This window comes from Bradyrhizobium sp. CCBAU 11386 (assembly GCF_028128955.1).
In the GTDB taxonomy this organism is placed as follows: Bacteria; Pseudomonadota; Alphaproteobacteria; order Rhizobiales; family Xanthobacteraceae; genus Bradyrhizobium.
Genome location: NZ_LBKA01000209.1, coordinates 18586 through 42197, shown reverse-complemented (window position 1 = coordinate 42197; position 23612 = coordinate 18586). Strand labels below are relative to the sequence as shown.

Below are 23612 nucleotides of genomic sequence, written 5' to 3'. Positions count from 1 at the left end.
ACGCGCCGTGCCCACCATCTCTCCCGACGATTGGTATTGGTGGGCACGCTTCGCTTTGCCCACCCTACGCTTCCGAGTTTGTGGTGGCGCCTACGTCGTCCACACGCCGTCGTGCAGCGCTTCGGCCTCGTCCTCCAGCAGCGGCCCGACGACCTCCGTCGGTCGCTGGCCGCTGGCAAACACCGCGCGGCAGGGCAGGTCGAGGGTCGGGTTCTCCGGATGGTTGCCGGTAACGCCGCGCAGGCGGTGCTCGCTGAGGCCGTAGACGACGCGGCCGATGCCGGCCCAGTAGATCGCCCCGGCGCACATCGCACACGGTTCCGCCGAGGAGTAGAGCGTGGCCTTTGCCAGCACTTCCCGGCTGAGCGTGCGGCAGGCCTGTGTTGCCGCCAGGCGCTCGGCATGCGCAGTGCCGTCGCTATCAGGCATGTAGCCGTTCTCGGTTTCGATCAGCACCTTGCCGTCCGCATCGACGACGATGCAGCCGAAGGGATGGTTGCCATGGGTGAGGGAACGGCGGGCGACCGCAAAGGACAGACGCAGAAAGTGCTCGTCGCGTTCGCCTGCGCCGTCCATCGGTCCTCCTGGAGCATGATCCGGAAAAGTGTGCAGCGGTTTTCCGAAAAGATCATGCTCAAACGATTAGTCAGTGTCCCGCCATGTGCCGGCCGACCACGGTGAGATCGGCCTCGCTGGTCCGTGCTTCATACACGAACTCGCCGTGGAACATTACCACGAGGCGATCGGACAGTTCGAGCAGTTCATCGAGGTCTTCGCTGACGAGCAGCACAGCCGCGCCGCGGTTGCGCGCCGCCATAATCTCCGCGTGGATCTGCGCCACCGCCGCGAAGTCGAGGCCGAAGCAGGGATTGGCGGCAATCAGGACCTCGACGTCGCCGCCGAGCTCGCGGGCGAGCACGGCGCGCTGGACGTTGCCGCCCGAGAGCGCCGAGATCGGCGTATCGGGCGTGCGGGTCTTGATCTTGTACTGCCCGATCTTCTTCCTGGCATCGTCGCGGAAGGCGCTGCGATTGAGCCACCAGCCACCGCTGGCGAACGGCGCACGGTCGAACTCGCGGAAGGCGATGTTGTCGGCGACGCTCATGCCGCCGACACAGGCGTTCTTCAGCGGCTCCTCGGGCAGCAGCGACATCTTGTGGCGCCGCATCTCCTCGCGGCTGGCGTGATAGGGATCGCCGGCGACACGGATCTCGCCGCTCTCGGCCTCGCGCTGGCCTGCCAGCACCTCGACGAGCTGGCGCTGGCCGTTGCCGGAGACGCCGGCGATGCCGACGATCTCGCCGGCGCGCACGGTCAGGGAAACGTCATGGACCGCAATGGCGCCGGCGTCGTCAAGCGCGCGAATTTTTTCCAGTTCCAGCCGCGCCTGGCCGGCTTCGCCGGTGCGTGGCGGCTGCACGGTCAGTTCCTCGGCACCGATCATGGTGCGCGCCATCGCGTCCGGCGTGAGCTCAGCGACCTTGCCGGCTCCGGCGAGCTTGCCGCGGCGCAGGATCGTGACCTCGTCGGCGAAGGCCATGACCTCGCGGAATTTGTGCGTGATCATCAGGATCGTCAGCTCGCCCTTGACGACCATGTCGCGGAGCATGCCGAGCACCTCGTCGGCTTCCGCCGGCGTCAGCACCGAGGTGGGCTCGTCCAGGATCAGGAAGTGGCGCTTCAGATAGAGCTGTTTCAGGATCTCGCATTTCTGCCGTTCGCCGGCCGAGATGTCGGAGACTTTTGCAGAGAGCGGGACCTTGAAGGGCATTCGCGCCAGGAAGGCCTCGAGCTCCTTCATCTCCTTCGACCAGTCCACCACGGCCGGCACATTGTCGCGTGCCAGAACGAGGTTTTCGGCGACCGTCATGGCCGGCACCAGCGTGAAGTGCTGGTAGACCATGCCGAGGCCGAGGGCGTGAGCGTCCTTCGGGTTGGCGATCGCCTGCTCGCGGCCGCCGACGATGATGTCGCCCTCGGTTGCGTGGTAGTAGCCCATGATGCATTTGACGAGCGTCGATTTTCCGGCGCCGTTCTCGCCGAGCAGCGCATGGAATGACCCCGGCCGCACCTTCAGCTCGACATTGTCGAGCGCCAGGAAATCGCCGAAGCGCATGGTCATGGCGATGGCGTCGACGCCGAACGCGCCTGAGGGCGGAGGCGTTTCGCCGATGATCACGAAATCGCTCCGATGAAAGCATCCGACGTCGAGACCGCACCGAACACGCCGCCCTGCATCTTGATCATCTTCAGCGCATGATCGTGATTGCTCTTGTCCGTGGCGCCGCAGCAATCGTGCAGCAGCACGCATTCGAAGCCGCGGTCGTTGGCCTCGCGCATGGTGGTGTGGACGCAGACGTCGGTGGTGATGCCTGTGAGAACGATGTTCTCGATACCGCGCACGCGCAGGATCAGCTCCAGATCGGTGGCGCAGAACGAGCCCTTGCCGGGTTTGTCGATCACAGGCTCGCCCGGCAGGGGGCTAAGCTCCTCGATGATGTCCCAGCCGGGCTCGCCGCGCACGAGGATGCGGCCGCAGGGGCCGGGATCGCCGATGCCGGCGCCGATCTGGCGCGAGCGCCAGCGCTTGTTGGCGGGAAGGTCGGAGAGATCGGGGCGATGGCCCTCGCGGGTATGGATGATGTGAAAGCCCTGAGCGCGCATCGCCGCAAGCAGCTTCTTGATCGGCTCGATCGGTGCCCGCGTCAGCGAGAGGTCATAGCCCATCTTGTCGACGTAGCCGCCGACGCCGCAGAAATCGGTCTGCATGTCGATGATGATCAGCGCCGTGTTCTCGGGGCGGAGGTCACCGTTGTAGGGCCAGGCGTAGGGCTCGGACTTGATGTAGCGCTCGGGCATGACTCGCTCTCTAGCGGGTGATCGACAATTCGGCCGGGGCTCCGGTCAGCGTGCGTTTCGGCGAGCAGGTGATGATCATGATCGCCAGCGTCAGGATGTAGGGCGCGGCGTTGAAGAGGTGATAGCCGGAGGTGACGCCGACCGATTGCAGCGCCGGCCCCAGCGCCGCAGCGCCGCCGAAGGCGAGCGAGGCCCACAGACAGAGCAGGGGATCCCAACGCGCGAAGATGACGAGCGCGACGGCCGTGATGCCCTGTCCGGAGGACAGGCCCTCGTTCCAGCTGCCGGGATAGAACAGCGACAGGAACGAGCCGCCGATGCCGGCGAGGAAACCGCCGACCATGGTGGCGCGCAAGCGGATCAGCAGCACGGAATGGCCCATGGCGCGTGCGGCATCCGAGCTTTCGCCGGCGGTGCGAATGAGAAGGCCCCAGCGTGTGGTGCGGAAGGCCCAATACAGGATCGGCGCAAGCGCGACGCCGATCAGGAAGAGGACATTGACGCGTAGCGCCGCGCGGACCTGCGGGATGTCGCTCCACCAGCCGAAATCGATCGCGGGCAACCGCGGTGCGGTGGGCTCGATCAGCGGCTTGCCGAGATAGAAGGCAAGCCCGGTTCCGAACAGCATCAAGGCGATGCCGACCGCGACGTCGTTGACGCGCGGCAGCGAGCAGATGCCGGCGTGCAGTGCGCCCAGCAGCGCGCCGGTGATGCCGGCGGCGAGCACACCCAACCATGGTGATCCCGAGAGATAGGAGATGCCGTAGGCACTCATTGCGCCCATCACAAGCGTGCCTTCGAGGCCGAGATTGATGCGGCCCGAGCGCTCAGTGATGCATTCGCCGAGACTCACGAACAGGAACGGGGTGGAGACGCGAATGGCGCCGCCGAGCACGGCGAGCGGGACGGTCCACAGTCCGATCGATCCGTCTGCCATCAGGATCTTCCCTTCAAGAATCCGATGCGGCCGTAGAGCGCATCGCTGGCCAGCACGAAGACGAAGATGATGCCCTGGAGCACCAGCACGGACGCGTCGGGCAACCCCAGGCGGCGCTGCAACAGGCCGCCGCTGGCGCTGATGCCGCCGAGCAGGATCGCGACGGGGATGATGGCGAGCGGATTTTGCCGCGCCAGGAACGCGACGAGAATGCCGGTGAAGCCATAGCCAGCCGCGAGATTGGCGTTGGAGCGCCCCTGCACGGCCGCGACCTCGACCATGCCGGCAAGGCCTGCTGCACCGCCGGCGAGGAAGCAAACGGTCAGGATCAGCTTGCTGACGCCGAGGCCGACGATCTTCGCGGCACGGATGTTGCCGCCGGCGACCCGCGCGGCGAAGCCGAATACGGTGTGATAGATCAGGATGTAGGCGGCGATCGCGGCGATCAGGCCGAAGACGAGACCCCAATGCACGTCGGTGCCGGGAATGCTGCCGATCATGTTGGCGGCGCCGATCTCGCGGGTCGAGGGCTTGTTGAGGCTGGCGGGATCGCGCATCAGCCCCTCGACGAGATGGTTGAGGATCGCGAGCGCGATATAGACGAGCAGCAGGCTCGAGATGGTCTCGTTGACGCCGCGATACTGCCGCAGCGCACCGGATAGCATGATCCACAATCCGCCGCCGATCACGCCGGCGATGACCATGGCGACCTGCACGACGAGCGGCGGCATGCCTTGGAGTGCGAGCGCAGCACTCGTCGCGGACAGCGCGCCGATCAGCAGCGCGCCTTCGCCGCCGATGATGACCATGCCGAGCTGTGCGGGCAGCGCGGTGCAGAGCGCGGTGAGGATCAGCGGCGCAGCACGCGTCAGCGTGTTCTGCCAGGAGAACCAGGTGCCGAAGGCGCCGTAGTACATGTAGAAATAGAGGTCGAGCGGGTTCTTGCCGAACATCGCGACGAAGATGCCGAAGACCACCAGCGCGCCGGCGAGCGCCGCGCCGGGGATCAGGACATATTCGATCGTGCCGCCGTGGCGTTGGAGAAAGCCGGGGTCGGCGGCCGGGGCAATTGTCCCGGCCGCCTCGGCAGAATCCGCCGCTTCCGTGGTCACGAAGTCGCTCCGATCACGCCTTCGACGAGGTAGTCCATCTTCTCCAGTTCGGGATCCTTCTGGCCGCGATCGGTGCCGGCAGGGATCACCGTCTTGCCCTTGTTGTCGACGAGCCCTCCCTTGAAGATCGTGTACCCATCGGCCGACAAGAACTTGGCCTTGATGTCGTCGGCATGCTTGCGCGCCTCGGCGGAGACGGCTTCGCCATAGGGCGAGGTCTTGACGATCTCTTCCTTGAGGCCGCCGCGAAAGAAGTTCGGGATGCTCTCGCCGGCGGCGATCATCTTGACGAACTTCGGATAGAGCGCTTCCCAGTTCCACTCGGCGCCGGTGAGATACGCCTTCGGCGCAAGCGGCGACTGGTTGGTGTGATAGCCGCAGACGAAGGCGCCGCGGCGCGCCGCGTTCTCGACCATCGTCTTCGGCCCGTCGACGTGGCAGGTGAGCACGTCCACGCCCTGGTCGATCAGGCTGTTGGTGGCTTCGGCTTCCTTGACCGGCATCGACCAGTCACCGGTGAAGATCACCTGCGTGGTGGCCTTCGGGTTGGCGAGCCTGGCGCCGAGGGTGAAGGCGTTGATGTTGCGCAGCACCTGCGGGATTGGTTTTGCCGCGACGAAGCCGAGCTTGCCGCTCTTGGAGGTGTAGCCGGCGACGATGCCGGAGATGTACTGGGCTTCGTCGATATAGCCGAAATAGCTGCCGGCGTTCTTCGGGTCCTTGTCGGTCCAGAGGCCGCCGCAGTGCTCGAAGCGCAGCTTCGGGTACTTGTTGGCCATCTTGATCATGTGTGGATTGTAATAGCCGAACGAGGTCGGGAAGAGCAGGGTGGCGCCGTCGAGATTGATCATGGACTCGATCGTCTTCTCGACCGCGTCGGTCTCCGGCACCTTCTCTTCCTCGACGACCTTGAGGCCGGGAATCTTCTTCAACGCTGCCGCGCCCTGCGCATGCGCCTGGTTGTAGCCGTAGTCGTCGCGCGAGCCGACATAGATGAAGCCGATGGTGGTGTCGGCCGCGAAGGCCGGGCGGGCGCCCGCCGCCGCGCCGAGGGTGAGGGCCGCGCCGCCCTGCAACAAATGACGTCGTGAAATCTTGCCAAAATCCATTGCTTGCTCCCCTTCGGCGGATGCCCCGCCTTGATCTCGCGGCCACCGCCGGTTTGGCGGGGCCGGGATAAGTTGTCGCAAGCTTTGTGCCAGAGGCCACGAAGCGTGCATGCAGATACAAGTATTTGAAAAATAATGGATATAGCTCTTTCGAGATTCCTGCTGGGGAAAATGGCAGATTAATTTACAGGCAATATTGTTTGATTGTATGCAGTGGAGTTGAGCAGTCTCAACCAGCGTTCGCATGTGTATGACCGGCGTCGGGCGGTCTGCCGGCAAGGCGCATTCATGCTAACCACGCGCTGATCGGGACGGCGCCGGCCGCGTGGTTTTGCTGGCACCGAACTTGTATCGATTGTCGCCAGGACTGCCGCCGCTGCGGTCCCAGAAGATGGAAAGCTCGACCGAGATGGGTGCTGCTACTGCCGTTCAAGATGCATCGCTCGGCAAGGAGATCGTTCGCCGCATCAACGAGCTCGGTGCGATTTCCGAAGAGGCCGACAAGCTCACCCGCATCTATCTCAGCAAGGAGCTGCGCGCGGCTGCGGATCTCATCCTCGGCTGGATGCGCGAGGCCGGCATGAGCGCGCATCTTGATGCGATCGGCAATGTCTGCGGCCGCTATGAGGGTGAGCGGCCGGGCGCGCCTTGCCTGATGCTCGGCTCGCACTACGACACCGTGCGCGACGCCGGCAAATGGGATGGGCCGCTGGGTGTGATCACGGCCATCGCCTGCGTCGCCGATCTCAATCGCCGCGGCAAGCGACTGCCGTTCGCGATCGAGGTCATCGGCTTTGCCGACGAGGAGGGGGTACGTTTCGCCTCAACGCTGCTCGGCAGCCGCGCGGTGGCCGGCACGATTGACGAGAGCGTTCTCAACACGCGCGATCGCGATGGCGTGTCGATGCGCGATGCGCTGGTCAAGTTTGGGCTCGATCCCGATCATATCGGCGCGGCCGCGCGAGCCCGGCGCGAGCTGCTCGCCTATCTCGAATTGCACATCGAGCAGGGTCCGGTGCTGGAAGCCCAGAACCTGCCCGTCGGCGTGGTCACCGCGATTGCGGGCGCGACACGGCTGGCCGCACGGCTGAACGGCATGGCCGGTCACGCCGGCACCGTGCCGATGGCGCTGCGCCGTGACGCGCTCACTGGAGCTGCCGAATGCATCGGCGCGATCGAGCAGTTCTGCCGGACCGACGAGGGCGGCCTGGTCGGCACCGTCGGCTACATCCAGGCGAGGCCCGGCGCGACCAACGTCATTCCGGGCGAGGTGTCCTTCACGATCGACATGCGCGCGCCGACCGACATGCATCGCAAGCGTGCGGTCGCCGACGTCGTCAGACAGATCGAGGCGATTGCCAAGCGCCGGCAGTTGGCGCTCCAGCTCGATGTCACCCACGAGAACCGCACCGCACCCTGCGCGCCCTGGCTGAAGGATCAGATCGCGCAGGCGATCGCCGCGGAAGGCGTTTCCGTGTTCGAGCTGCCGAGCGGGGCTGGGCATGACGGCATGGCCATGATCGACATCGCCGATGTCGGCATGATATTCGTCCGCTGCCGCGGCGGCGTCAGCCATCACCCGGACGAGCATGTCGAGCTCGTCGACGCCGACGCCGGCGCCCGGGTGCTGCTCAGGGTGATCGAGAATTTCAGGCCGCGGGAGGGATAGGCCGGCGCGGATCGAAGATGCCCCCCGGTCAGGTGCCGGCAAGTCATCGGATAGAGATACGAATCAGGCAGGCTTGGGATGGTGGCCGCATCACCGGGATCACGAGATATTAGCCGATTGACGCATATGAACAGCGATACCTCCTTGTCATCAGATCGCGCAAACCGGTTTTACCAAGGCGTCGCCGCGACCTTCGTCGCCAACGCCCTTCAGGCGGTCAATTTCCTCGGTGATCGTTTCCTGAGAAAATCGCATCATTCGTTGTCCGCCATCGAGGACCTCTACCGGCACTCGATGGACAGTGCCTTCTCGGTGACCGAGTCCTTTCTCGTCACGGGAGCGCCGCACGCATCGGCCTATTATCCGCGCGACTTCGCCTGGTTCTATCCTGACGTCCTCGACCCCGAGACCATCATGGATGCGCAGGACGCGGTGCGGCGGGCGCGTCTGCTCGAAAAGAGTGTCCATCTTCTGCTGGAGGCGGTTCGGGCCAACGTCGTCACGACGACCATCGTTCCGGCGGGACGCGCGCGGTATCTCGGCGTGAACTATTTCTCGCGCCCGTCGGACACGCTGCTCGGCATTCTCGCCGGTCTCCGGCAGATGATCTCTGCCGAGGAGAGAGCGTCGTCCTATCTGGCGATGTCACAATGCGCGCATGCCGGCCGCTTGCTGCTGGCCGAATACGGCGGCGACCTGAAGCGCGCGACCCTTCAGCTCGCGAGCGAGCTGGAGCCGTTCGACGACGACGGTGTCAGGTATTTGCTCTGCGACGCCCGTGCGCCGCGTTCCGCGGCGACGGACACGCGTGCCGAACGCAGGCGTTTCGTCACCAACGCCTGCGTCTACACGACGTTCGTGTGGGGCGTGCAGCTCGGGGTCGTCGACGAGAACGAGCTGAAGCGGCTGCTCGGGCGCGACCTCGCGCAATACAAGAAGGACCTGCTCCGCCTGTTCGGCAAGGGCGGCTATATCAGGCACTCTCTGGATGGTCCGGCGAGCTCGCCGGTGTCATCGGTCGCCCTGGACTTCGTCGGCGTGCATCGCGGATTTTGGGATATGAGCGAGGCCAGCGAGCGCGCGCTGTTTGCGGCCACGACGGATCTGATCATTGCCGAACCGCGTTTCCGCATCCCCAGCACGTTTCATTTCCTGGTGTCCGCGGATAATCCCCGGAACAAGATGATCCACAAGATCGCGGCTCCCGCCTACCAGGGGCGTTCGTCCTGGCCGACGTTCAACGTCGAATTTGCCGATCGCATGCTGGACTATGATGAATTCTCGGGAGGCGATACCTATCGGGCCTGCGCCCAGGGAATATTGAAGGACATCCGGACTGCGACCGAGGTCCATGGCGGTTATCAGGAACTGATCTCGGAACATGGTCTGAAATATCGCACCTGGGCTTACAAGGGCGCCGTCGCTCACTCCTGGTTTCCGCGCTTCCTGTCCGTTTGGAGGAGGGCGTATGGAACGCCGCTCCTCCAGTGGAATGACTGATCAGCGGCGCTAGCCCGCCGTCACGTCCACCATCTCGCCGCCCTCGAGAACCTTGGCCGCCTTGGCGCGGTCGAGGTCACCTTCCCAGGCTGCCACCACGACCGTCGCAACGCAGTTGCCGACGAGGTTGCCGAGCGCGCGGGCCATGCCGATGAACCAGTCGACCGAGAGCACCAGCACGAGGCCGATCGCCGGAATGCTCGGCACCGCATTGAGCGTCGCGGCCAGGATCACGATGGCCGAGCCCGGCACGCCGTGTGCGCCTTTTGAGGTGATCAGCGAAACGCCGAGCACCAAGAGGAGATCGCCGAAGGACAGCGGCGTATTGGTCGCTTGCGCGATGAACACGACGGCGAGTGTGAGGTAGATCGAGAAGGCGTCGAGGTTGAAGGAATAGCCGGTCGGAATCACGAGGCCGACGACGGAATCCTTCACGCCCATCCGCTCCAGCTTCTTCATGATCTGCGGCAGCACCGCGTCCGAGGACGCCGTCGCGAGCACGATGGTGAGCTCCTCGCGCAGGTAGGCGAGGAATTTGAGGATGTTGATTCCGGCAAGTGCCATCACGCCCCCGAGCACGCCGAGCACGAAGATGCCGACCGAGACGTAGAACAGCATCACCAGCGAGACGAGCTGCTTCAGCGAGCCGACGCCGTATTTGCCGACGGTGTAGGCGACTGCGCCGAGCACGCCAAGTGGAGCGACACGGACGATAAGTCCCATGACGCGGAACAGCACGGTGGAGGCTGCGTCGATGATGGAGGTGACGAGCGCGCCCTTCTCGCCGCCGACGAGCGCAAGGCCGACGCCGAACAGCACCGCGAAGAACAGCACCTGAAGTACGTCGTTGCGCGACAGCGCATCGAAGGAGGTGGTCGGGATCACGTTCATCAGAAAGGCGCCGATGCCGCCGCCGGACAGCTTGTGGGCGTTGTCGGCGTAGGTGTTGAGCGCCTTGGCGTCGAGCGTCGAGGGATCGATGTTCATGCCGTGGCCGGGGCCGAAGAGGTAGGCGAGCAGCAGGCCGACCACGAGTGCGACGGTCGTCATGACCTCGAAATAGACCAGCGCCTTGACGCCGACCCGGCCGACCTTCTTGAGGTCGCCGGCGCCGGCAATGCCGTGGACGACGACGCAGAACACGATCGGCGCCACGATCATCGAGATCAGCTTGAGGAAGGCGTCGCTGAGGATCTTGAGCCCGATGGCGAAGTCCGGGACCGCCATCCCCAGGATGACGCCAAGGGCCAGCGCGGCCAGGACCTGGACGAACAGTGAGGCGTAAAGTGGTTTGCGCTCGGCGGCCGGGACCGCAGCAATGGTCGACATGGTGGACTCCCCAATTTGACGCGTCTTGGACGTCAAAAGGAGCAACTACCGTGCCAGAATGTCGCGGTCGGAGCCGAAAACGGCCCTATTCCGCCGCCTTCGCCGTCTTGCCGAACATCCGCGTCGGTGCCGCGAAGCCACAGGAAGTGCCGTCGGTGACCTTGACCTGATCTTCCCACGGCAGGCGGAAGGTGCCGGCGACCATGTCCTGCATGAAGGTATAGGGGCAGTCCATCGCGCCGCCTTTCACCGCGACATAGCCGCGGTGCCAGAGCTGGTAGATGTTGTTCTCGACGCCCCAATTGATCCGCGCCTCGCGCACGAGGTCGGGCCGCACCTCGGCGGTGATGATCTCGTCGGCGCGACCGGTGGTGCCGTGCGCCAGCACCGTGCCGTCGAAATTGACGATCATGCCTTCGCCCATGGAATCGAACGAGCCATCGCTGCCGCACATGCAGACATTTGCCGTCACCATCAGATTCTGGAACGAATTGGCCTGGTTGGTGAAGCGCCAGGCATCGCGGATCGGTGCGGTGTAGCCAGCGGTGCGGATCATGATCTCCGCGCCCTTGTAGGCGCATTCCCGTGCCATCTCCGGGAACATGCCGTCGTGGCAGATGATCAGTGCGATCTTGGCGCCTTTCGGCCCCTCGATCACGGGAATGCCGATGTCGCCAGGCTCCCACGGCTCGACCGGAATCCAGGGATGGAGCTTGCGGTAGTACAGCTTGATCTCGCCGTGATCGTCGATGATCAGGCCGGAGTTGTAGGGATTGCCGTGCGGGTTGAACTCCATGATGGAGAAGCAGCCCCAGATCCCGTTGTCGACGCAGGCATTTTTGAAGGCCGCGACTTCGGGCCCGTCGAGCCGGCACATGATCTCGGGATTGGTATCCATCGAGAGGCCGTGCAGCGAGTATTCGGGGAAAACCACCAGATCCATGGTGGAAAGGTTGCGGCGCGCCTTGCCGACCATCCAGACGATACGCTCGGTCTGCCTTGCCAGATCGGCCCGAGTGACGACGTTCGGCAGTTGCAGCTGCACCAGCCCGATGACCACGCCCTCAGGTGATTTGTTCAGCCCGCCAAGCCCGTTCATGATCAGCTCCCTTGCTGGAACCAGAGCGCCGCGCCGTTGCGCACAATCGTTTCGTCGAAGAGCAAATCCGATTTTGACGACGCGCAAAAGTCCATTTTTCAGGCGGCGGCCGAAAGTCGTGCTCGCGTGGGTCCCCGCGGTCTCCAGAGCGCTACGACGCCCATTGTTGCGGCGCGGCGTGCCTCAAGTATCGGCTTGACCCTCCAAATCGCCTGATGTCAGACTTCTGACATGAATACAGCAAAGCGACATATCGCCAATCTTCGTGACGAATATGCCGAGATGACGCGGCAGCGCATCGTTGCGGCTTTTGTCGAGACGCTGGAGGACGAGGCGGCCGACGACATTTCCATGGCCGCGGTGGCCAAGCGCGCGAAGGTGGCTGAACGAACTATCTATCGGCACTTCAAGACCCGCGCGGAACTGTTTGCTGCGGCCGGCGAGTGGATCGAGGACAACGTCTTCAGCTACATTCCCTTCACCTCGCCCGACGAGCTGCCGGAGATTTTCCGCAAGCTGTGCAAGCGCTTCGACCGCCATCCGCATCTGGCGCGCGCCATTGCGATGACGCGGGCCGGCCGCCGGGTGCGCGCTGGCTTCCGGCGGCACCTGATCGACCAGCATCGCAAGGCGATGGCGCCGCTGGTGCAGCATCTCCCCGCGAAGGAGGTCCGTCAGGCGGAGGCGCTCGCGTCCTATCTCAACAACGTGCTGGCCTGGAATGCGATGCGCGAGGATTTCGGCATGACCAGCAGCGAGATCGCCGATGCCATCGAGTGGGCGCTCACGACCCTCCTGAAGGACGTCCGGCAGCGCGATGCCGCCGCGGCGCGCGGCGGCAAGGCCGGAAAATCTCCGCGGAAGCGAACCACGATCCGCGAACGTACCGGCGTAGAGTGAGGCAGGTCATGAATGCGATACCCGACGATCTTCTGATCAATGCGCCCGACGAGGTTCGCATTCGCCAGGACCTGGTGCTGACGGCGCTCGGCCGCCGCCCGGCCGATCGCTCCTTGCGGGTCGGCAAGTTGCTCGATGTGCATAGCCGCACCTGGAGCGAGGATCAGGAGATCGTCTTCAAGGGCCGGCGCATCGCCTGGGTCGGACCCGCCGGCAGCTATCCCGGCGAGGTCCGCGAGCGGGTGCACCGGCCGGATCTTGCCGCCGTGCCCGGTTTCGGCGAGGTGCACAAGCATATCGAAAGCTCGCATCTGACGCCGGAATGGGAGGCCGCGCTGGTGCTGCCGCATGGCAATACCTGGACCTGCGAGGCAAGCCACGAGTTCTCCAACGTCAACGGGGCGCGCAATCTCGAGTTCTGGTTCGAAGCGCGTCGCCGCGGCTCGCCGCTCAAGATCTTTCCGCAGCCCGGCTCGGCGGTGCCACCCACGGCCTATGAATGGGGCGGCGGCTGGTATGGCCGCGATGAGCAGGCGCGCTTCATGGGCGAGAGCCTGATGGTGACCGGGCTCGACGAGGTCATGGACTGGCCAGCGGTCTGGAATCCCGACAATCCGTCCTACAAGCGGCTCTGGGGCATGATCGAGGCGACATTCGCGGCGCGCGGCGTCGTCGAAGGCCATGCCTCTGGCTTGCGGGATCTGCCCTCCATCAACGCCTTTGCCGCGGCCGGGCTCGCCTCCGACCACGAAGTGCAGACTCCGGAGGAAACCTGGGACAAGCTCACGCGCGGTCTGTTCATCGAGCTGCGTGTCTACGCGATGGACGAGATCGTCAAATGGCTGCTCGCGAAGGGCCTTCAGGACTGGTCGCAGATCGCGTTCACGACGGATGACCGCAGTGCCAGCCACACGCTCGAGCTCGGCGCCAGCGACCATAATGCGCGGGTTGCGATCGAGGCCGGCCTTGCGCCGGAAATCGCCATCCAGTGTCTCACCATCAATCCGGCGCGGCACATGCGCCTCACGCCGTTCGTCGGCAGTCTGGCTCCAGGGCGCTTCGGCGATGTGGTGCTGCTTTCGGATGTTGCCAAACTCACGATCGCCGAAGTGTGGGCCGATGGCGTCCAGATCTCCGAAGGCAAGCGCTACGTCGGCCAGGTGCCCGAGATCCTCTGGCCGGACTGGGCAACGAAGACGGTCAACATCAAGCGCTCGATCAAGCCTCAGGATTTCGAGCTGCGGGCCGAGCCCGGCCGCACCACGATGCAGGCGGCCGTGATCCGTCCCTTCCATTGGCATCCCGAATTCTACACGCTTGAACTGCCGGTGCGTGACGGTGCCGTGCAGCGCGATGAGAGCGAGGCCATCACCAAATTTGCGATCGTCGACCGCTTTTCGGGCGACGGGCGCATCGCAAAGATGTTCTGGCGCGGTTGCGGACCGCGCACGCCGGAGACGGCAGTTGCCTGCTCGGTGGCGCACGACAAGCACAATATCTGGGTGGTCGGCTCGTCCGACGCGGCAATGGCCAAGGCGGTGAACGCGCTGATCGAACTTCAGGGCGGATGGGCGCTGGTGCGCGAGGGCGAGCTCGTTGCAACCGTGCGCTTCGAGGTCGGCGGGCTGATGAGCTGCCGCTCGGCGCAAGCGCTCGATGCCGAGATGCAGGCGCTCTACGCGGAGGGGCGCAAGGTCGACTGGATGTATGAGCCGACCTACCGGCCACGCTGGTATCCGGGATTCCCCGAGCGGCTGATGTTCGCGACGCTGACCTGCGCGCCCTGGAGCTGGGTGCTGGTGGCGCCGTGTGAACAGGCGCCGCTCGGCTTCATCAACGTGCAGACCGGCGAAGCACACCCGGTGGTCTGGTAGGGGGAGGATTGGGATGAACGAGATGACGAAGCCGCAGGCCGCCTCCACGGAGCCGGCGCCGCGCGCAGCTGCTGGAGCGCTCGATCGCATCTTCGGCCTCACCGAGCGTGGCACGAGCGTCGGCCGCGAGGTGATGGCCGGCGCGACGACGTTCGCGGCGATGGCCTATATCATCGCCGTGAACCCGGCCATCATGTCCAACGCGGGAATGGATCGTGCCGATCTGGTCAGCGCCACGGCACTCGCCGCGATTGTCGGCTCGGTGATGATGGGGCTGTGGGCCAATCTGCCGCTCGCGGTTGCGCCGGCGATGGGATCGAACGTCATCTTCACCTATGTCATCGTCAAGCAGATGGGCATGCCCTGGCAGGGCGCGCTCGCCATGGTCGCTTTCACCGGCGTTCTATTCCTGATCCTCAGCCTGTCGAAGCTGCGCGAGAAAGTCGCGAAGGACGTTCCGGAAGCACTGAAGATCGGCATTCAAGCGGCCGTCGGCACGCTCATCGTCTTCATTGCGCTGCGCGGCGCCGGCTTCGTGGTCCAGAACCCGTCGACCTACATCGCGATGGGATCGCTGCGCAGCCCGCCGGTGCTGCTGACGCTGTTCGGCCTCCTGCTCACGCCGGTGCTGGTGGCGCGCCGGGTGCCGGCGGCGCTGATCCTGTCGATCGCCGTACTCACCCTGATCGGCTTCTTCGTTCCCGGCGGCAATGGCAAGATGGTGACGTCGGTGCCTTCGGCGATCATGTCATGGCCCCGCTGGCCGACCAGCACCTTCATGGCGCTCGACATCGGCTATCTCTTCAGCCATTTCGTGGTGGCGCTGCCGCTGCTGTTCTATTTCCTGTGTGCCGAATTCTTCTCGACGCTTGGCACGCTGATCGGCGTGACGGGCGCCGCCAATTTGCGCAAGCCCGATGGCTCGATCCCGAACGCCACCGCCGCGTTTGCAACCGATGCGACGGCATCCATCGTCGGCCCGCTGCTCGGCACTTCCGTCGTCACGGCGTACATCGAGTCCATCACCGGCGTGCAGGCTGGTGGCCGCACGGGACTGACTTCGCTGACCGTTGCGGGACTCTTCTTTCTCGCGCTGTTCTTCTGGCCGATCTTCGTCATCATCCCGCCACAAGCGACTGCGCCCGCGCTGGTGCTGGTCGGTGTGTTGATGATGCAGGGGCTTGCCCGTATCGACATGACCGATCTCGTCAATGCGGTTCCGATCGTGCTGACGCTGCTCGTTACCGTGCTGACCAACAACCTCATCAACGGAATGGCCCTGGGCACGCTGAGCTACATCGCCCTGGAAGTGGCTGTCGGCCGGCGGTCGCAGATTCCGGCGATGGTGTGGGGGCTCGGCGTCGTGTTCATCGCTTACGCGATCGTGATCGCCCAGATCTTTTGACGGGCGCTACGCCGCGAGATCCAGCAATTTGCACGATCCGCGCACCAGCGCCTTGCGGCCGGCCGGTGTCATTGCGGGCGCGCCGTCATCGACGACGACGAGGCCGAGCTTGACGAGGCTTTCGACGACATATGCCTTCGCGAGGCGACCGTTCGACACCGGGTTGCGAAGCGCCTTCAGCGCTTCCCACTGGTCGGGTGAAAGATCGAAGTCGAAATCATTGCTCATGTTGCCTCAAGCGATCGTACCGTTCGCGCGCCTCTGTTAACGGCGCTGCATGAAGACCATGCGACGACAATGAGTCGGGAATTCGGTGGGCGGTTTAGAACTTCTCTTCACGAATTGCCGCACTTCGTTGCGCCACAAGAGTTAAGATCGTTCGCGCACGAATATCGTCCCGATCTGCGATCACTAATTGATGATTGGCTCTTGATCGCGCGGAGCTACCGCAGTGCACGGGAAGTATTGCTGTCCCATTCTGCGTCGCGATATGCACACAAATCGTGAGGCGAGGGAGTGCGGGACTCTGCTACGTTGATTCGCAGGGGATTGGCTTCACACGACAGGAGTGTGAGTGCATGAACAGGCTGGTGGAAATTCGCAGTCAGGAATTCCTGTGCCGGGAGCGCGCCGCGCTGGATTCGGAGCGCCGGGTGTTCTGGCTCGCGCAGGCCCAGGAATGGGAGCAGCGCGCGCTCGACGAAATTGCGTACCACTTTCGGGAGTGCAACCCCGTCCGGGCTGAATTGGCTGCCGCCTGAGGCCAGACGACGGACGTGATCGCCGTCTACTGATAAGTCGCCACGATATCGGACACTGCGCGCTCGAGCTGCTGTGCGGTGGCGCATTGGCGCACCACGCTGCAAAAGGTCGCATAGCGCGGCATCTCGGAATCGCCAAAGCCCCAGGCGAGCCGGCCCTCGGGATTGAGCCAGACCAGCCGCTTCGAGCGCTCGGAGATCCGGCGCAGAATGTCGGCGCGCGGATCGAGATTGTTGCTGCGGGCGTCGCCGAGCACGATCACCGTCGTCTGCGGCGTCAGCGCGCTCATGAAATCCTTCTCGAAATCGACCAGCGACGAGCCGTAGTCGGATGAGCCGAAGCCGACTTTGGACATGATCTCGGCCATCGCTTCTTCCGGCGATTTCGATTCCAGGATGTCGCTGACCTCGATCAGGTGCGAGGAGAAGGCGAAGGAGCGGACGTCGTCGACCACCTCGTGCAGCGAGTGGATCAGGAGCAGGAAGAAATCGGAGACCTGCGCGACCGAGCCGGAGACATCGCAGAGCGCGACGATTTTCGGCCGGTCGCGGTGCTTGCGCTTCCACGCCGTGAGGAAGGGCACACCGCCCCAGGCCGCATTGCGGCGCAGCGTGCGGCGGACGTCGAGATGCCCGCGGCGCTGGCGCTTGCGTGGCTTGGAATAGCGCTCGCGCAGGCGGCGCGCGATCTGGCGGATGAGGGCGCGCATCTCGGCGACCTGGCGCCGCTCGATGCGCGCAAGTGGCGCATTGCGCAGGATCTCGTTGCGCAGGTTCTCGGCCTCTTCGCGGGCATAGAGCGCGAGCCCCTGGGAGACGGTGTCGCGGACCGCTTCGCGCAAAGCGTCGAGCGCGGCGCGCAGGCGCTCGGCCAGCGCGGGATTGGTTGCAGTCAGCTGGTCGAGGTCGTCGCGCAGGCGCTGAAGGCCCATGGCGTCGAGGATGCGGCTGGAGAAGATGCCGCGCTGCGTGGAATAGCGGATGTCGGACAGGGACGCGGCGCCGGCCGCGCTGGCGATCGCGGCCGCGGTCGCATTGCGATCCTGCGACAGCAGCATCTGCGCGAGCGGGCCTAGTTCCTCTTGCGGCGAGCCGCCGCCCGCATCACTGGCCGCGCCGGAAGAGGGCGTTTGATCCGTATCCAGCGACGCATCCTCGTCAGCGCCCTCAGGCTGCTCCTGCCGCGGCTGCGGCTGGCTGAAGAACAGGTCAAAGCAGTCGCCGAGCGCGAGTTTCTCGTCCTGCGATTTGGCGAGCGTCAGAAGCAGGGTGTCGCGCAGGATGGTCCGGTCTGAAAAGCCGACCTGCGCAACCGCGCGCATCGCATCGATGCTTTCGGCGGGCGAGACGTGTACGCCCGCACCACGTGCTGCCCGAAAGAAACGATGGATGTTCTCGCGCATCGGCGTCAACCGAAGACGTTGGATCGTGCTGCCTTGGCAATGAAGGTCGTGATCTGGGGCTGGGCCGCCTCGATATCGGCCTCGTATTTCAGGAGCACGTTGAGCGTGTCCTTGACGATCTCGGTGCCGAGTTCGGAAGCCTGAAGCAGCACCAGCACGCGCGCCCAGTCGATGGTCTCGCTGACCGACGGCAGCTTCTTCAAATCCAGCGAGCGGATCTCGTGGATGAATCCGACCATCTGCCGGCGCAGCGTCTGCGAGATGCCGGGCACGCGGCTCTCGACGATGCGCTCTTCCAGCCGCTGCTCGGGGAAGCCGATATGCAGATGCAGGCAGCGCCGCTTCAGGGCATCGCCCAGGTCGCGCTCGCTGTTGGAGGTGAGGATCACCGTCGGCGGTGTGATGGCGGAGACGGTGCCGAGTTCGGGGATCGTGACCTGGAAGTCCGAGAGGATTTCCAGCAGCAGCGATTCGAATTCGGCATCCGACTTGTCGATCTCGTCGATCAGCAGCACGCAGCCGCCCGGCTGCTCCAGCGCCTGGAGCAACGGCCGCGGCTCGACGAACTCCTTGGAGAAGAACACGTCGCCGAAATCGTGGAGCTGATCGAGCGCAGCGTGCAGCGTCTGCGCGCCGCCGAGCACCTCGCCGAGCTTGTCCTTGAGGATCTGCGTATAGAGAAGCTGCTTGGCGTATTTCCACTCATAGAGCGCCTTGGCCTCGTCGAGGCCCTCGTAGCATTGCAGGCGAATCATCTTCATGCCGCGCCAGGCGGCGATCGCCTTGGCAAGCTCGGTCTTGCCGACGCCCGCAGGGCCCTCGACCAGGATCGGCTTCTCGATCTGCTGCGACAAATAGACGGCGGTCGCGATCTGCCGGCTCGCGATATAACCCTGCGCGGCGAGGCCGCTCTCCACTGCCTCGATCGCGGTCGAGGGCTTCTGTTCAGCCACGAATGGGCGCTCCCAAAGGTCTTGCTTGAGGCTTGTTCTGCCTGCGTTCCAGGCAAAGAACAAGCCTCGTTTGGGAGACATCAGACCCGCGTGAACGGCGTTTTTTCCGTTTAACGCAAATACTTGAGCGGTTTGCTGATCGCGCGGTCAGTGCCGCAGCAGCTCCGGCTTCCGGATCGTCTGCCGGACCTCGGCGCCGCAATCGGCGCATTCATAGACGAAGTCGATCTTGGCAAGACTCCAATGCGGTTCGACCTCGCGCACATACATCGGCAGGAACCCCATGCAGGTGGGGCAATTCACAGGCGCGATCTCGACATCCTGATGATGCTGTACATAAGCCGGCATCTCGGTTCTCCTTCGCAGGCGACCACCAAACCCCGCGCAAAACCTACTGCCGGTTGCCGCAAGGCCGTCATCAACTCTTTCGAACAGAGGCGGAACGGCGGGCATTTGTCGTTCGCTGTGACATTCTTGTTACGTCCCTGTACTGTAACGGGCAGATCAAATGCCTATTTCACAGGCCGATCCGGTTCTCGGACCTTCACTGCAACGATAAGGGAGCAACCCCATGACGCATGCCATTCGCTTTCACAAGACCGGCGGGCCGGAAGTCCTGGTCTGGGAGGAGGTCAGTGTCGGCAAGCCCGGACCGGGCGAGGCGCGCATCCGCCACACCGCCGTCGGTCTCAACTTCGTCGACATCTACAACCGTTCGGGTCTTTATCCGGCGCAGCTGCCGAGCGGGCTCGGCAGCGAGGCTGCGGGCATCGTCGAGGAGATCGGGCCAGGTGTCACCGATCTGAAGCCGGGCGATCGCGTCGCCTATGGCGCCTCGCCGCTTGGCGCCTATTCCGAGGCGCGGCTGATCCCCGCCGACCGTCTGCTGAAGCTGCCTGACGGCGTCGACGACAAGACGGCGGCGGCGATGATGCTGAAGGGGCTGACGACGCAATATCTGATCCGGCAGACCTATCGGGTGAAGGCGGGCGACACGATCCTGCTCCATGCCGCGGCTGGTGGTGTTGGCCTGATCCTGAGCCAATGGGCCAAGCATCTCGGCGCGACCGTGATCGGCACCGTGAGCAACGACGAGAAGGCAAAGCTGGCCAAGGCGCATGGCTGCGACCATGTCGTCATCTACACGCGCGAGGATTTCGTGAAGCGCGTCGACGAGATCACCGGCGGCAAGAAGGTGCCGGTGGTCTACGACTCCGTCGGCAAGGACACGTTCCTGAAATCGCTGGACTGCCTCGCGCCGCTCGGCGTCGCTGTGCTGTTCGGCCAATCCTCCGGCGCGGTCGAGCCACTCAATCTCGGCCTGCTCGCCCAGAAGGGCTCGCTCTACGTCACCCGTCCGACGCTGTTTACCTATGCCGCCAAGCGCGAGAGCCTGGTGGCGATGGCGGGCGAGCTGTTCGACGTCGTCAAGTCCGGCGCGGTCAAGATCGAGGTGCACCAGACCTATCCGCTGAAGGACGCGGCCAAGGCGCATGCCGACCTCGCCGCGCGCAAGACGACGGGATCGACCGTGCTCCTGGTGTGACGTTCTGCCGGACGCTGACGCAGACCGCCCGGGCCTGCGTCACGTTCGTTCGTGCTTGCGCAGGTCGCGGACGTGATCGAGGCGGATCGCCTGGAGGTCGACATCTTCAGGCGGAACGTGGGGAAGGGCGGCCTCGGCCAGGATGGCCTCGGTGACGTCCTCGACCGAGCTCTCCGCGATCTCGTGGATGAACGAGATGTTCTGGTATTCACCCGAGGCAACGCGCAAGATGACCTCGCGCCTCGTGATTTCAGGATCGACGACAGCCTCGCGGCCGCGCCGCCCGTAGTCGATCATCACGACGAAATACTGCATGAGACGATCCTGCCGCGCCCCCACGGTCGGGAGCGCGGCAGAGTATTTCCGAAAAACAGAATTAAGTCAAGTCCGATTTCCAAAAATCGGAAATCGGCGGCCTATTTGCCCTTCTTGCGGGGGCGCGCCGACTTGGCGCGCAGCCGTTCGAGCTGACCCTTGGGCATGGAGAGGCAGATCTCGCCGACCCAGTCGAGCTTGACGCCGACGATCGGCTTGGCGTTGAAGCTGGTGAGATTGACGACGGAAGGGGATTTGCCCCGCTCGATGGTCTTCAAATAGCGTTCGCCGGTCTTGAGCCGGACCACGGCCTCTTCGCCGTAGAAGCTCGACAGCGGATGACGCTGGTCCTTGTAGACCACGATCACGTCACCGCTCTCGTATTTGGGCAGCATCGAATCGCCCACGATCTCGAATGCAATCGTCTCTTCCATGATGGGGAAGGGCAGCGCGATGTCGCCGAGACCCTCCGGAGGAACCTGCTCATAGTCCGGCTCAATCACGGCGCCGGCACCCACGCGACCCATGATCGGCGCGAGATTGAGCTCGAGATATTCCATGATCGGAATGATCTCCGAGGCCTTCACCAGGCGCTCGCCACCAAGAATCTCCGAGACTGCGCCTGGGCGCACGCCCATCGCTGCCGCCAGGCCCCCCTTGCTTTTGCCTGTCTTCTCCAGGCCCCGCTCGATCATTGCAACGTCCAACATGGTGATTCCCTCGATTGCCCATCGTCTTGCCTCTTGTAATCCGAAATTCGGAATTGATACAATTATGAATATCAGAAATACGGCTTGACTCTCGCTTCGGAATACCGGAATGTGTGTTTCGCCTCCCGGTCGCGCGATCGGAGGAGGTGCATCACAGGACAGCAGCATGGAACCGGGGCATTGGCCGTCGGAGCACTCCGACGCGCTTCGCGACTATTTTCTCAAGGGAATATCTTATGCGGAGATCGGAAGACGGATTAACGCAAGGTTTGGAACGGCTTACACGCGCAGCGCAGTGGCCGGCCGCGCCAAGCGGCTCGGGCTCGTTGCGCCGGAACGGGTGACGAGCCCGTCGATCGTGCCGTCGCTGCCGGGCGAGGCCGGTCACCTTTCGCCGCGCCGGCCGGCGTTAAATCTGCCGCCGAAGTCTGCACTGAAGCCCGCGCGGGTCAAGTTGCGCTGTGTCGGCGTCCAGCCGCGCCTCGTCCAGCTGGTCGATCTTGCGCCGGCCGACTGCCGCTACCCCTATGGCGGTGACAAGGACGGGGAGGAGATCGCCTTCTGCGGCCACCCGTGCCAGCCGGCCTCCAGCTATTGCGCGCCGCATGCGCGCCTGACGCGCCGCTCCGGGGCTGCATCCGCCCGTGTCGCGGGTCCCGTCGTGCTGAGGCTGGTCTCCGCCGCCTGAAAGTGCGCTCGCCCGTTCAATCGTCAATCTTGCAAGGAGTATCCGAGTGGGACGTGTCCGACGCAACAGATCCTACAAATTGGCACAGATCTACGACCGGCGGTCGCGCGAGGTGCCATTCAATGCGGACGTGGCGGAGGTCGAGATCGACAATCCGCTGGCACTCGATCCCGGCGAGAAGATCATGGCGATCCGGTCGATCCGCAGCGATCCCCTCGGCCGCCTGCACTCGCACCACCAGATCGACGAGGCACAATACCGCGGCGGGCGCGCCTTCCAGAACGATTGGGAGCGGGCGGAGCGGGGCCCTCAGGCGATGGACCCAACCCGCGAATATGTCGATGGCGCCCGCACGCGCGAGCCCGTCACCGAGAGCCAGCGCAAGGCGGTGCTGCGGCTGAACCGGGTCGAGCGCGAGCTCGGCACCGACGGCGCCGCGCTGGTGCACGACGTGCTGGTGCTGGGGCTGACCATGGATCAGATCGGGCAGCGTCGCGCCGTCCGTACGCAGCGCTGGAACGACTATTTTGCGCGGCGGTTTCGCGAATGCCTGGACCGGCTGGCACTGATCTACGGCTTTGCGACGGAGGCGGGGACGCAGCGTGCAGACCAGCGCAGATGATTGCGGCACGCCGGCGGTCTCGGCCGCCGGCGTGCCGGTCTGCTGCCTACGGATGCGGTACAATCTGGTAAGGCGTCGTGTAGGGCTCGACACGGAGCGAGGCGTTGGCCAAAAGCCCGATCCTGGCGGTCGGCGCCTGCTGCAATTCGCCGTTCGGGCCGCGATGCACGTTGTATTGCCAGACGGTGAGGTCACCCTTCTGCGCCAGCGCGTGCGCAACCGCGCTCGCGTCATTGCCGCCGAGCGCCTGAAGCTCCTCCGCCGACAGTCCGACGACGATTTCATCCTTGATGGTGACGATCTTGAACAGATTCATCTTGGTCTCCTGCGCCCATGCGCCTTGTATCGAGAGGGTGAAAAGCGCAACCGCGGCGCCCTTGATGAGATCGCAGCGAGAAAGCATGCCGTCGTCCTTTGGTGCTGACGCGCGCCCGAATCGGTTGAGTCCGTCAGCCATGGCGCCCGTGATCTGCGTGGCCGTATCGCAACGCTTGGTCGTCCGATCTTGAACAACGGTTCATCGGCGGCAGTCGTCCTGAAGGCGAAGGGAAATCTCGGGACCTCGCCCCTTTGCCTGCGCCAGGCCGCAGTACAAGGTGACGGATCACGGCCCCGACCTGATCTTCCAGGGCGCCTTCGACGAGATGCAACGTGCCGACAAGAAGGCCGATCCCAAGGCGCTTGCCGCCTCGGCTTCGCGGGCGCCCCGATCAGGACTTTGGAGACCGGCTGCGAGATCGACGTTCATTTCGTCGACGATACAACCGCCGAGGTGGGACTCAACAATTACGTGTATTCGCTGAAGAAGCGTTAGGTCGCCT

General features: G+C 64.4%; 24 protein-coding genes. 9 read left to right on the top strand and 15 right to left on the bottom strand.

Annotated features, from left to right (window positions below):
* Positions 1-90: 90 nt before the first annotated feature.
* From XI09_RS16475 to XI09_RS16450, 6 genes are all read right to left on the bottom strand, one after another.
* Complete coding sequence (locus XI09_RS16475; RefSeq protein WP_271567747.1) at positions 91-576, bottom strand: nucleoside deaminase; 486 nt, start codon at positions 574-576, stop codon at positions 91-93.
* Positions 577-646: 70 nt separating this feature from the next.
* A complete protein-coding gene (locus XI09_RS16470; protein WP_271567746.1) occupies positions 647-2179 on the bottom strand; it encodes an ABC transporter ATP-binding protein in 1533 nt (510 codons plus the stop codon).
* Positions 2176-2859: a biuret amidohydrolase gene (gene biuH, locus XI09_RS16465; RefSeq protein ID WP_271567745.1), complete on the bottom strand. Its 684-nt coding sequence runs from the start codon at positions 2857-2859 to the stop codon at positions 2176-2178. The genes XI09_RS16470 and biuH overlap by 4 nt, the downstream gene beginning before the upstream one ends.
* Before the next feature lie 10 nt (positions 2860-2869).
* Positions 2870-3796, bottom strand: a complete 927-nt coding sequence (locus XI09_RS16460) for an ABC transporter permease (protein WP_011088891.1) — start codon at positions 3794-3796, stop codon at positions 2870-2872.
* On the bottom strand, positions 3796-4908 hold the full coding sequence (locus tag XI09_RS16455) for an ABC transporter permease (RefSeq protein ID WP_271567744.1): 1113 nt from the start codon (positions 4906-4908) through the stop codon (positions 3796-3798). Before XI09_RS16455 ends, XI09_RS16460 begins: the two co-directional genes overlap by 1 nt.
* Positions 4905-6017, bottom strand: a complete 1113-nt coding sequence (locus XI09_RS16450; protein ID WP_271567743.1) for a BMP family ABC transporter substrate-binding protein — start codon at positions 6015-6017, stop codon at positions 4905-4907. Before XI09_RS16450 ends, XI09_RS16455 begins: the two co-directional genes overlap by 4 nt.
* A 409-nt stretch (positions 6018-6426) precedes the next feature.
* On the opposite strand from XI09_RS16450, the gene XI09_RS16445 reads away from it, so the two are divergent.
* Together XI09_RS16445 and XI09_RS16440 are read left to right on the top strand one after the other, a co-directional pair.
* A complete protein-coding gene (locus tag XI09_RS16445; protein ID WP_271567749.1) occupies positions 6427-7686 on the top strand; it encodes an allantoate amidohydrolase in 1260 nt (419 codons plus the stop codon).
* Positions 7687-7812: 126 nt separating this feature from the next.
* Positions 7813-9186 carry a hypothetical protein gene (locus tag XI09_RS16440; RefSeq protein WP_271567742.1) on the top strand — a complete coding sequence of 458 codons (1374 nt, stop codon included), beginning with the start codon at positions 7813-7815 and terminating at the stop codon, positions 9184-9186.
* Positions 9187-9195: 9 nt separating this feature from the next.
* Here the strand turns inward: XI09_RS16440 and XI09_RS16435 are convergent, their stop codons facing one another.
* Positions 9196-10515 carry a dicarboxylate/amino acid:cation symporter gene (locus tag XI09_RS16435; RefSeq protein ID WP_271567741.1) on the bottom strand — a complete coding sequence of 440 codons (1320 nt, stop codon included), beginning with the start codon at positions 10513-10515 and terminating at the stop codon, positions 9196-9198.
* 85 nt (positions 10516-10600) lie between these two features.
* A complete protein-coding gene (locus XI09_RS16430) occupies positions 10601-11614 on the bottom strand; it encodes a formamidase (protein WP_271567740.1) in 1014 nt (337 codons plus the stop codon).
* A 231-nt stretch (positions 11615-11845) separates the two neighbouring features.
* On the opposite strand from XI09_RS16430, the gene XI09_RS16425 reads away from it, so the two are divergent.
* The 3 genes from XI09_RS16425 to XI09_RS16415 are packed head-to-tail and all read left to right on the top strand — an operon-like array spanning position 11846 to position 15793.
* Positions 11846-12514: a TetR/AcrR family transcriptional regulator gene (locus XI09_RS16425; protein ID WP_271567739.1), complete on the top strand. Its 669-nt coding sequence runs from the start codon at positions 11846-11848 to the stop codon at positions 12512-12514.
* 8 nt (positions 12515-12522) lie between these two features.
* Positions 12523-14388, top strand: coding sequence for an adenine deaminase (locus XI09_RS16420; protein WP_271567738.1), 1866 nt, complete (start codon positions 12523-12525; stop codon positions 14386-14388).
* Between the two features lie 13 nt (positions 14389-14401).
* Positions 14402-15793 (top strand): NCS2 family permease, encoded by a 1392-nt coding sequence (locus tag XI09_RS16415; protein ID WP_271567737.1) that lies wholly within the window; start codon positions 14402-14404, stop codon positions 15791-15793.
* 6 nt (positions 15794-15799) lie between these two features.
* Here XI09_RS16415 and XI09_RS16410 read toward each other — a convergent pair whose 3' ends face one another.
* The gene (locus XI09_RS16410) at positions 15800-16021 is read right to left on the bottom strand and encodes a hypothetical protein (protein ID WP_038966715.1); all 222 of its coding nucleotides are present in this window, start codon (positions 16019-16021) and stop codon (positions 15800-15802) included.
* 350 nt (positions 16022-16371) lie between these two features.
* Here XI09_RS16410 and XI09_RS16405 point away from each other — a divergent pair, with 350 nt between their 5' ends.
* Positions 16372-16554 carry a hypothetical protein gene (locus XI09_RS16405; RefSeq protein ID WP_271567736.1) on the top strand — a complete coding sequence of 61 codons (183 nt, stop codon included), beginning with the start codon at positions 16372-16374 and terminating at the stop codon, positions 16552-16554.
* Positions 16555-16580: 26 nt separating this feature from the next.
* Here XI09_RS16405 and XI09_RS16400 read toward each other — a convergent pair whose 3' ends face one another.
* From XI09_RS16400 to XI09_RS16390, 3 genes are all read right to left on the bottom strand, one after another.
* On the bottom strand, positions 16581-17957 hold the full coding sequence (locus XI09_RS16400; protein ID WP_271567735.1) for a vWA domain-containing protein: 1377 nt from the start codon (positions 17955-17957) through the stop codon (positions 16581-16583).
* Between the two features lie 5 nt (positions 17958-17962).
* On the bottom strand, positions 17963-18910 hold the full coding sequence (locus XI09_RS16395; protein ID WP_271567734.1) for an AAA family ATPase: 948 nt from the start codon (positions 18908-18910) through the stop codon (positions 17963-17965).
* Positions 18911-19057: 147 nt separating this feature from the next.
* A complete protein-coding gene (locus XI09_RS16390; protein WP_027545881.1) occupies positions 19058-19258 on the bottom strand; it encodes a hypothetical protein in 201 nt (66 codons plus the stop codon).
* Positions 19259-19481: 223 nt separating this feature from the next.
* On the opposite strand from XI09_RS16390, the gene XI09_RS16385 reads away from it, so the two are divergent.
* Positions 19482-20456: a quinone oxidoreductase family protein gene (locus tag XI09_RS16385; RefSeq protein ID WP_271567733.1), complete on the top strand. Its 975-nt coding sequence runs from the start codon at positions 19482-19484 to the stop codon at positions 20454-20456.
* A gap of 39 nt (positions 20457-20495) precedes the next feature.
* On the opposite strand, the gene XI09_RS16380 is transcribed toward XI09_RS16385, so the two are convergent.
* Positions 20496-20771, bottom strand: a complete 276-nt coding sequence (locus XI09_RS16380) for a hypothetical protein (RefSeq protein ID WP_271567732.1) — start codon at positions 20769-20771, stop codon at positions 20496-20498.
* A gap of 101 nt (positions 20772-20872) precedes the next feature.
* Positions 20873-21481 carry a S24 family peptidase gene (locus tag XI09_RS16375; RefSeq protein ID WP_027545883.1) on the bottom strand — a complete coding sequence of 203 codons (609 nt, stop codon included), beginning with the start codon at positions 21479-21481 and terminating at the stop codon, positions 20873-20875.
* Between the two features lie 166 nt (positions 21482-21647).
* On the opposite strand from XI09_RS16375, the gene XI09_RS16370 reads away from it, so the two are divergent.
* Together XI09_RS16370 and XI09_RS16365 are read left to right on the top strand one after the other, a co-directional pair.
* On the top strand, positions 21648-22169 hold the full coding sequence (locus XI09_RS16370) for a GcrA family cell cycle regulator (RefSeq protein WP_271567731.1): 522 nt from the start codon (positions 21648-21650) through the stop codon (positions 22167-22169).
* Between the two features lie 46 nt (positions 22170-22215).
* Positions 22216-22791, top strand: a complete 576-nt coding sequence (locus XI09_RS16365) for a hypothetical protein (RefSeq protein ID WP_271567730.1) — start codon at positions 22216-22218, stop codon at positions 22789-22791.
* 46 nt (positions 22792-22837) lie between these two features.
* Here the strand turns inward: XI09_RS16365 and XI09_RS16360 are convergent, their stop codons facing one another.
* Positions 22838-23194, bottom strand: coding sequence for a hypothetical protein (locus XI09_RS16360; protein ID WP_027545886.1), 357 nt, complete (start codon positions 23192-23194; stop codon positions 22838-22840).
* Between the last annotated feature and the right edge of the window lie 418 nt (positions 23195-23612).

Bases quoted from the DNA above. Each gene is read 5' to 3' on its own strand.
- XI09_RS16405 (WP_271567736.1), top strand. From the start codon at position 16,372: ATGAACAGGCTGGTGGAAATTCGCAGTCAGGAATTCCTGTGCCGGGAG.
- XI09_RS16410 (WP_038966715.1), bottom strand. From the start codon at position 16,021: ATGAGCAATGATTTCGACTTCGATCTTTCACCCGACCAGTGGGAAGCG.
- XI09_RS16475 (WP_271567747.1), bottom strand. From the start codon at position 576: ATGGACGGCGCAGGCGAACGCGACGAGCACTTTCTGCGTCTGTCCTTT.
- XI09_RS16370 (WP_271567731.1), top strand. From the start codon at position 21,648: ATGGAACCGGGGCATTGGCCGTCGGAGCACTCCGACGCGCTTCGCGAC.
- XI09_RS16425 (WP_271567739.1), top strand. From the start codon at position 11,846: ATGAATACAGCAAAGCGACATATCGCCAATCTTCGTGACGAATATGCC.
- XI09_RS16450 (WP_271567743.1), bottom strand. From the start codon at position 6,017: ATGGATTTTGGCAAGATTTCACGACGTCATTTGTTGCAGGGCGGCGCG.
- XI09_RS16400 (WP_271567735.1), bottom strand. From the start codon at position 17,957: ATGCGCGAGAACATCCATCGTTTCTTTCGGGCAGCACGTGGTGCGGGC.
- XI09_RS16380 (WP_271567732.1), bottom strand. From the start codon at position 20,771: ATGCAGTATTTCGTCGTGATGATCGACTACGGGCGGCGCGGCCGCGAG.
- biuH (WP_271567745.1), bottom strand. From the start codon at position 2,859: ATGCCCGAGCGCTACATCAAGTCCGAGCCCTACGCCTGGCCCTACAAC.
- XI09_RS16360 (WP_027545886.1), bottom strand. From the start codon at position 23,194: ATGCTTTCTCGCTGCGATCTCATCAAGGGCGCCGCGGTTGCGCTTTTC.
- XI09_RS16390 (WP_027545881.1), bottom strand. From the start codon at position 19,258: ATGCCGGCTTATGTACAGCATCATCAGGATGTCGAGATCGCGCCTGTG.
- XI09_RS16445 (WP_271567749.1), top strand. From the start codon at position 6,427: ATGGGTGCTGCTACTGCCGTTCAAGATGCATCGCTCGGCAAGGAGATC.
- XI09_RS16460 (WP_011088891.1), bottom strand. From the start codon at position 3,796: ATGGCAGACGGATCGATCGGACTGTGGACCGTCCCGCTCGCCGTGCTC.
- XI09_RS16385 (WP_271567733.1), top strand. From the start codon at position 19,482: ATGACGCATGCCATTCGCTTTCACAAGACCGGCGGGCCGGAAGTCCTG.
- XI09_RS16415 (WP_271567737.1), top strand. From the start codon at position 14,402: ATGAACGAGATGACGAAGCCGCAGGCCGCCTCCACGGAGCCGGCGCCG.
- XI09_RS16435 (WP_271567741.1), bottom strand. From the start codon at position 10,515: ATGTCGACCATTGCTGCGGTCCCGGCCGCCGAGCGCAAACCACTTTAC.
- XI09_RS16375 (WP_027545883.1), bottom strand. From the start codon at position 21,481: ATGTTGGACGTTGCAATGATCGAGCGGGGCCTGGAGAAGACAGGCAAA.
- XI09_RS16420 (WP_271567738.1), top strand. From the start codon at position 12,523: ATGAATGCGATACCCGACGATCTTCTGATCAATGCGCCCGACGAGGTT.
- XI09_RS16440 (WP_271567742.1), top strand. From the start codon at position 7,813: ATGAACAGCGATACCTCCTTGTCATCAGATCGCGCAAACCGGTTTTAC.
- XI09_RS16430 (WP_271567740.1), bottom strand. From the start codon at position 11,614: ATGAACGGGCTTGGCGGGCTGAACAAATCACCTGAGGGCGTGGTCATC.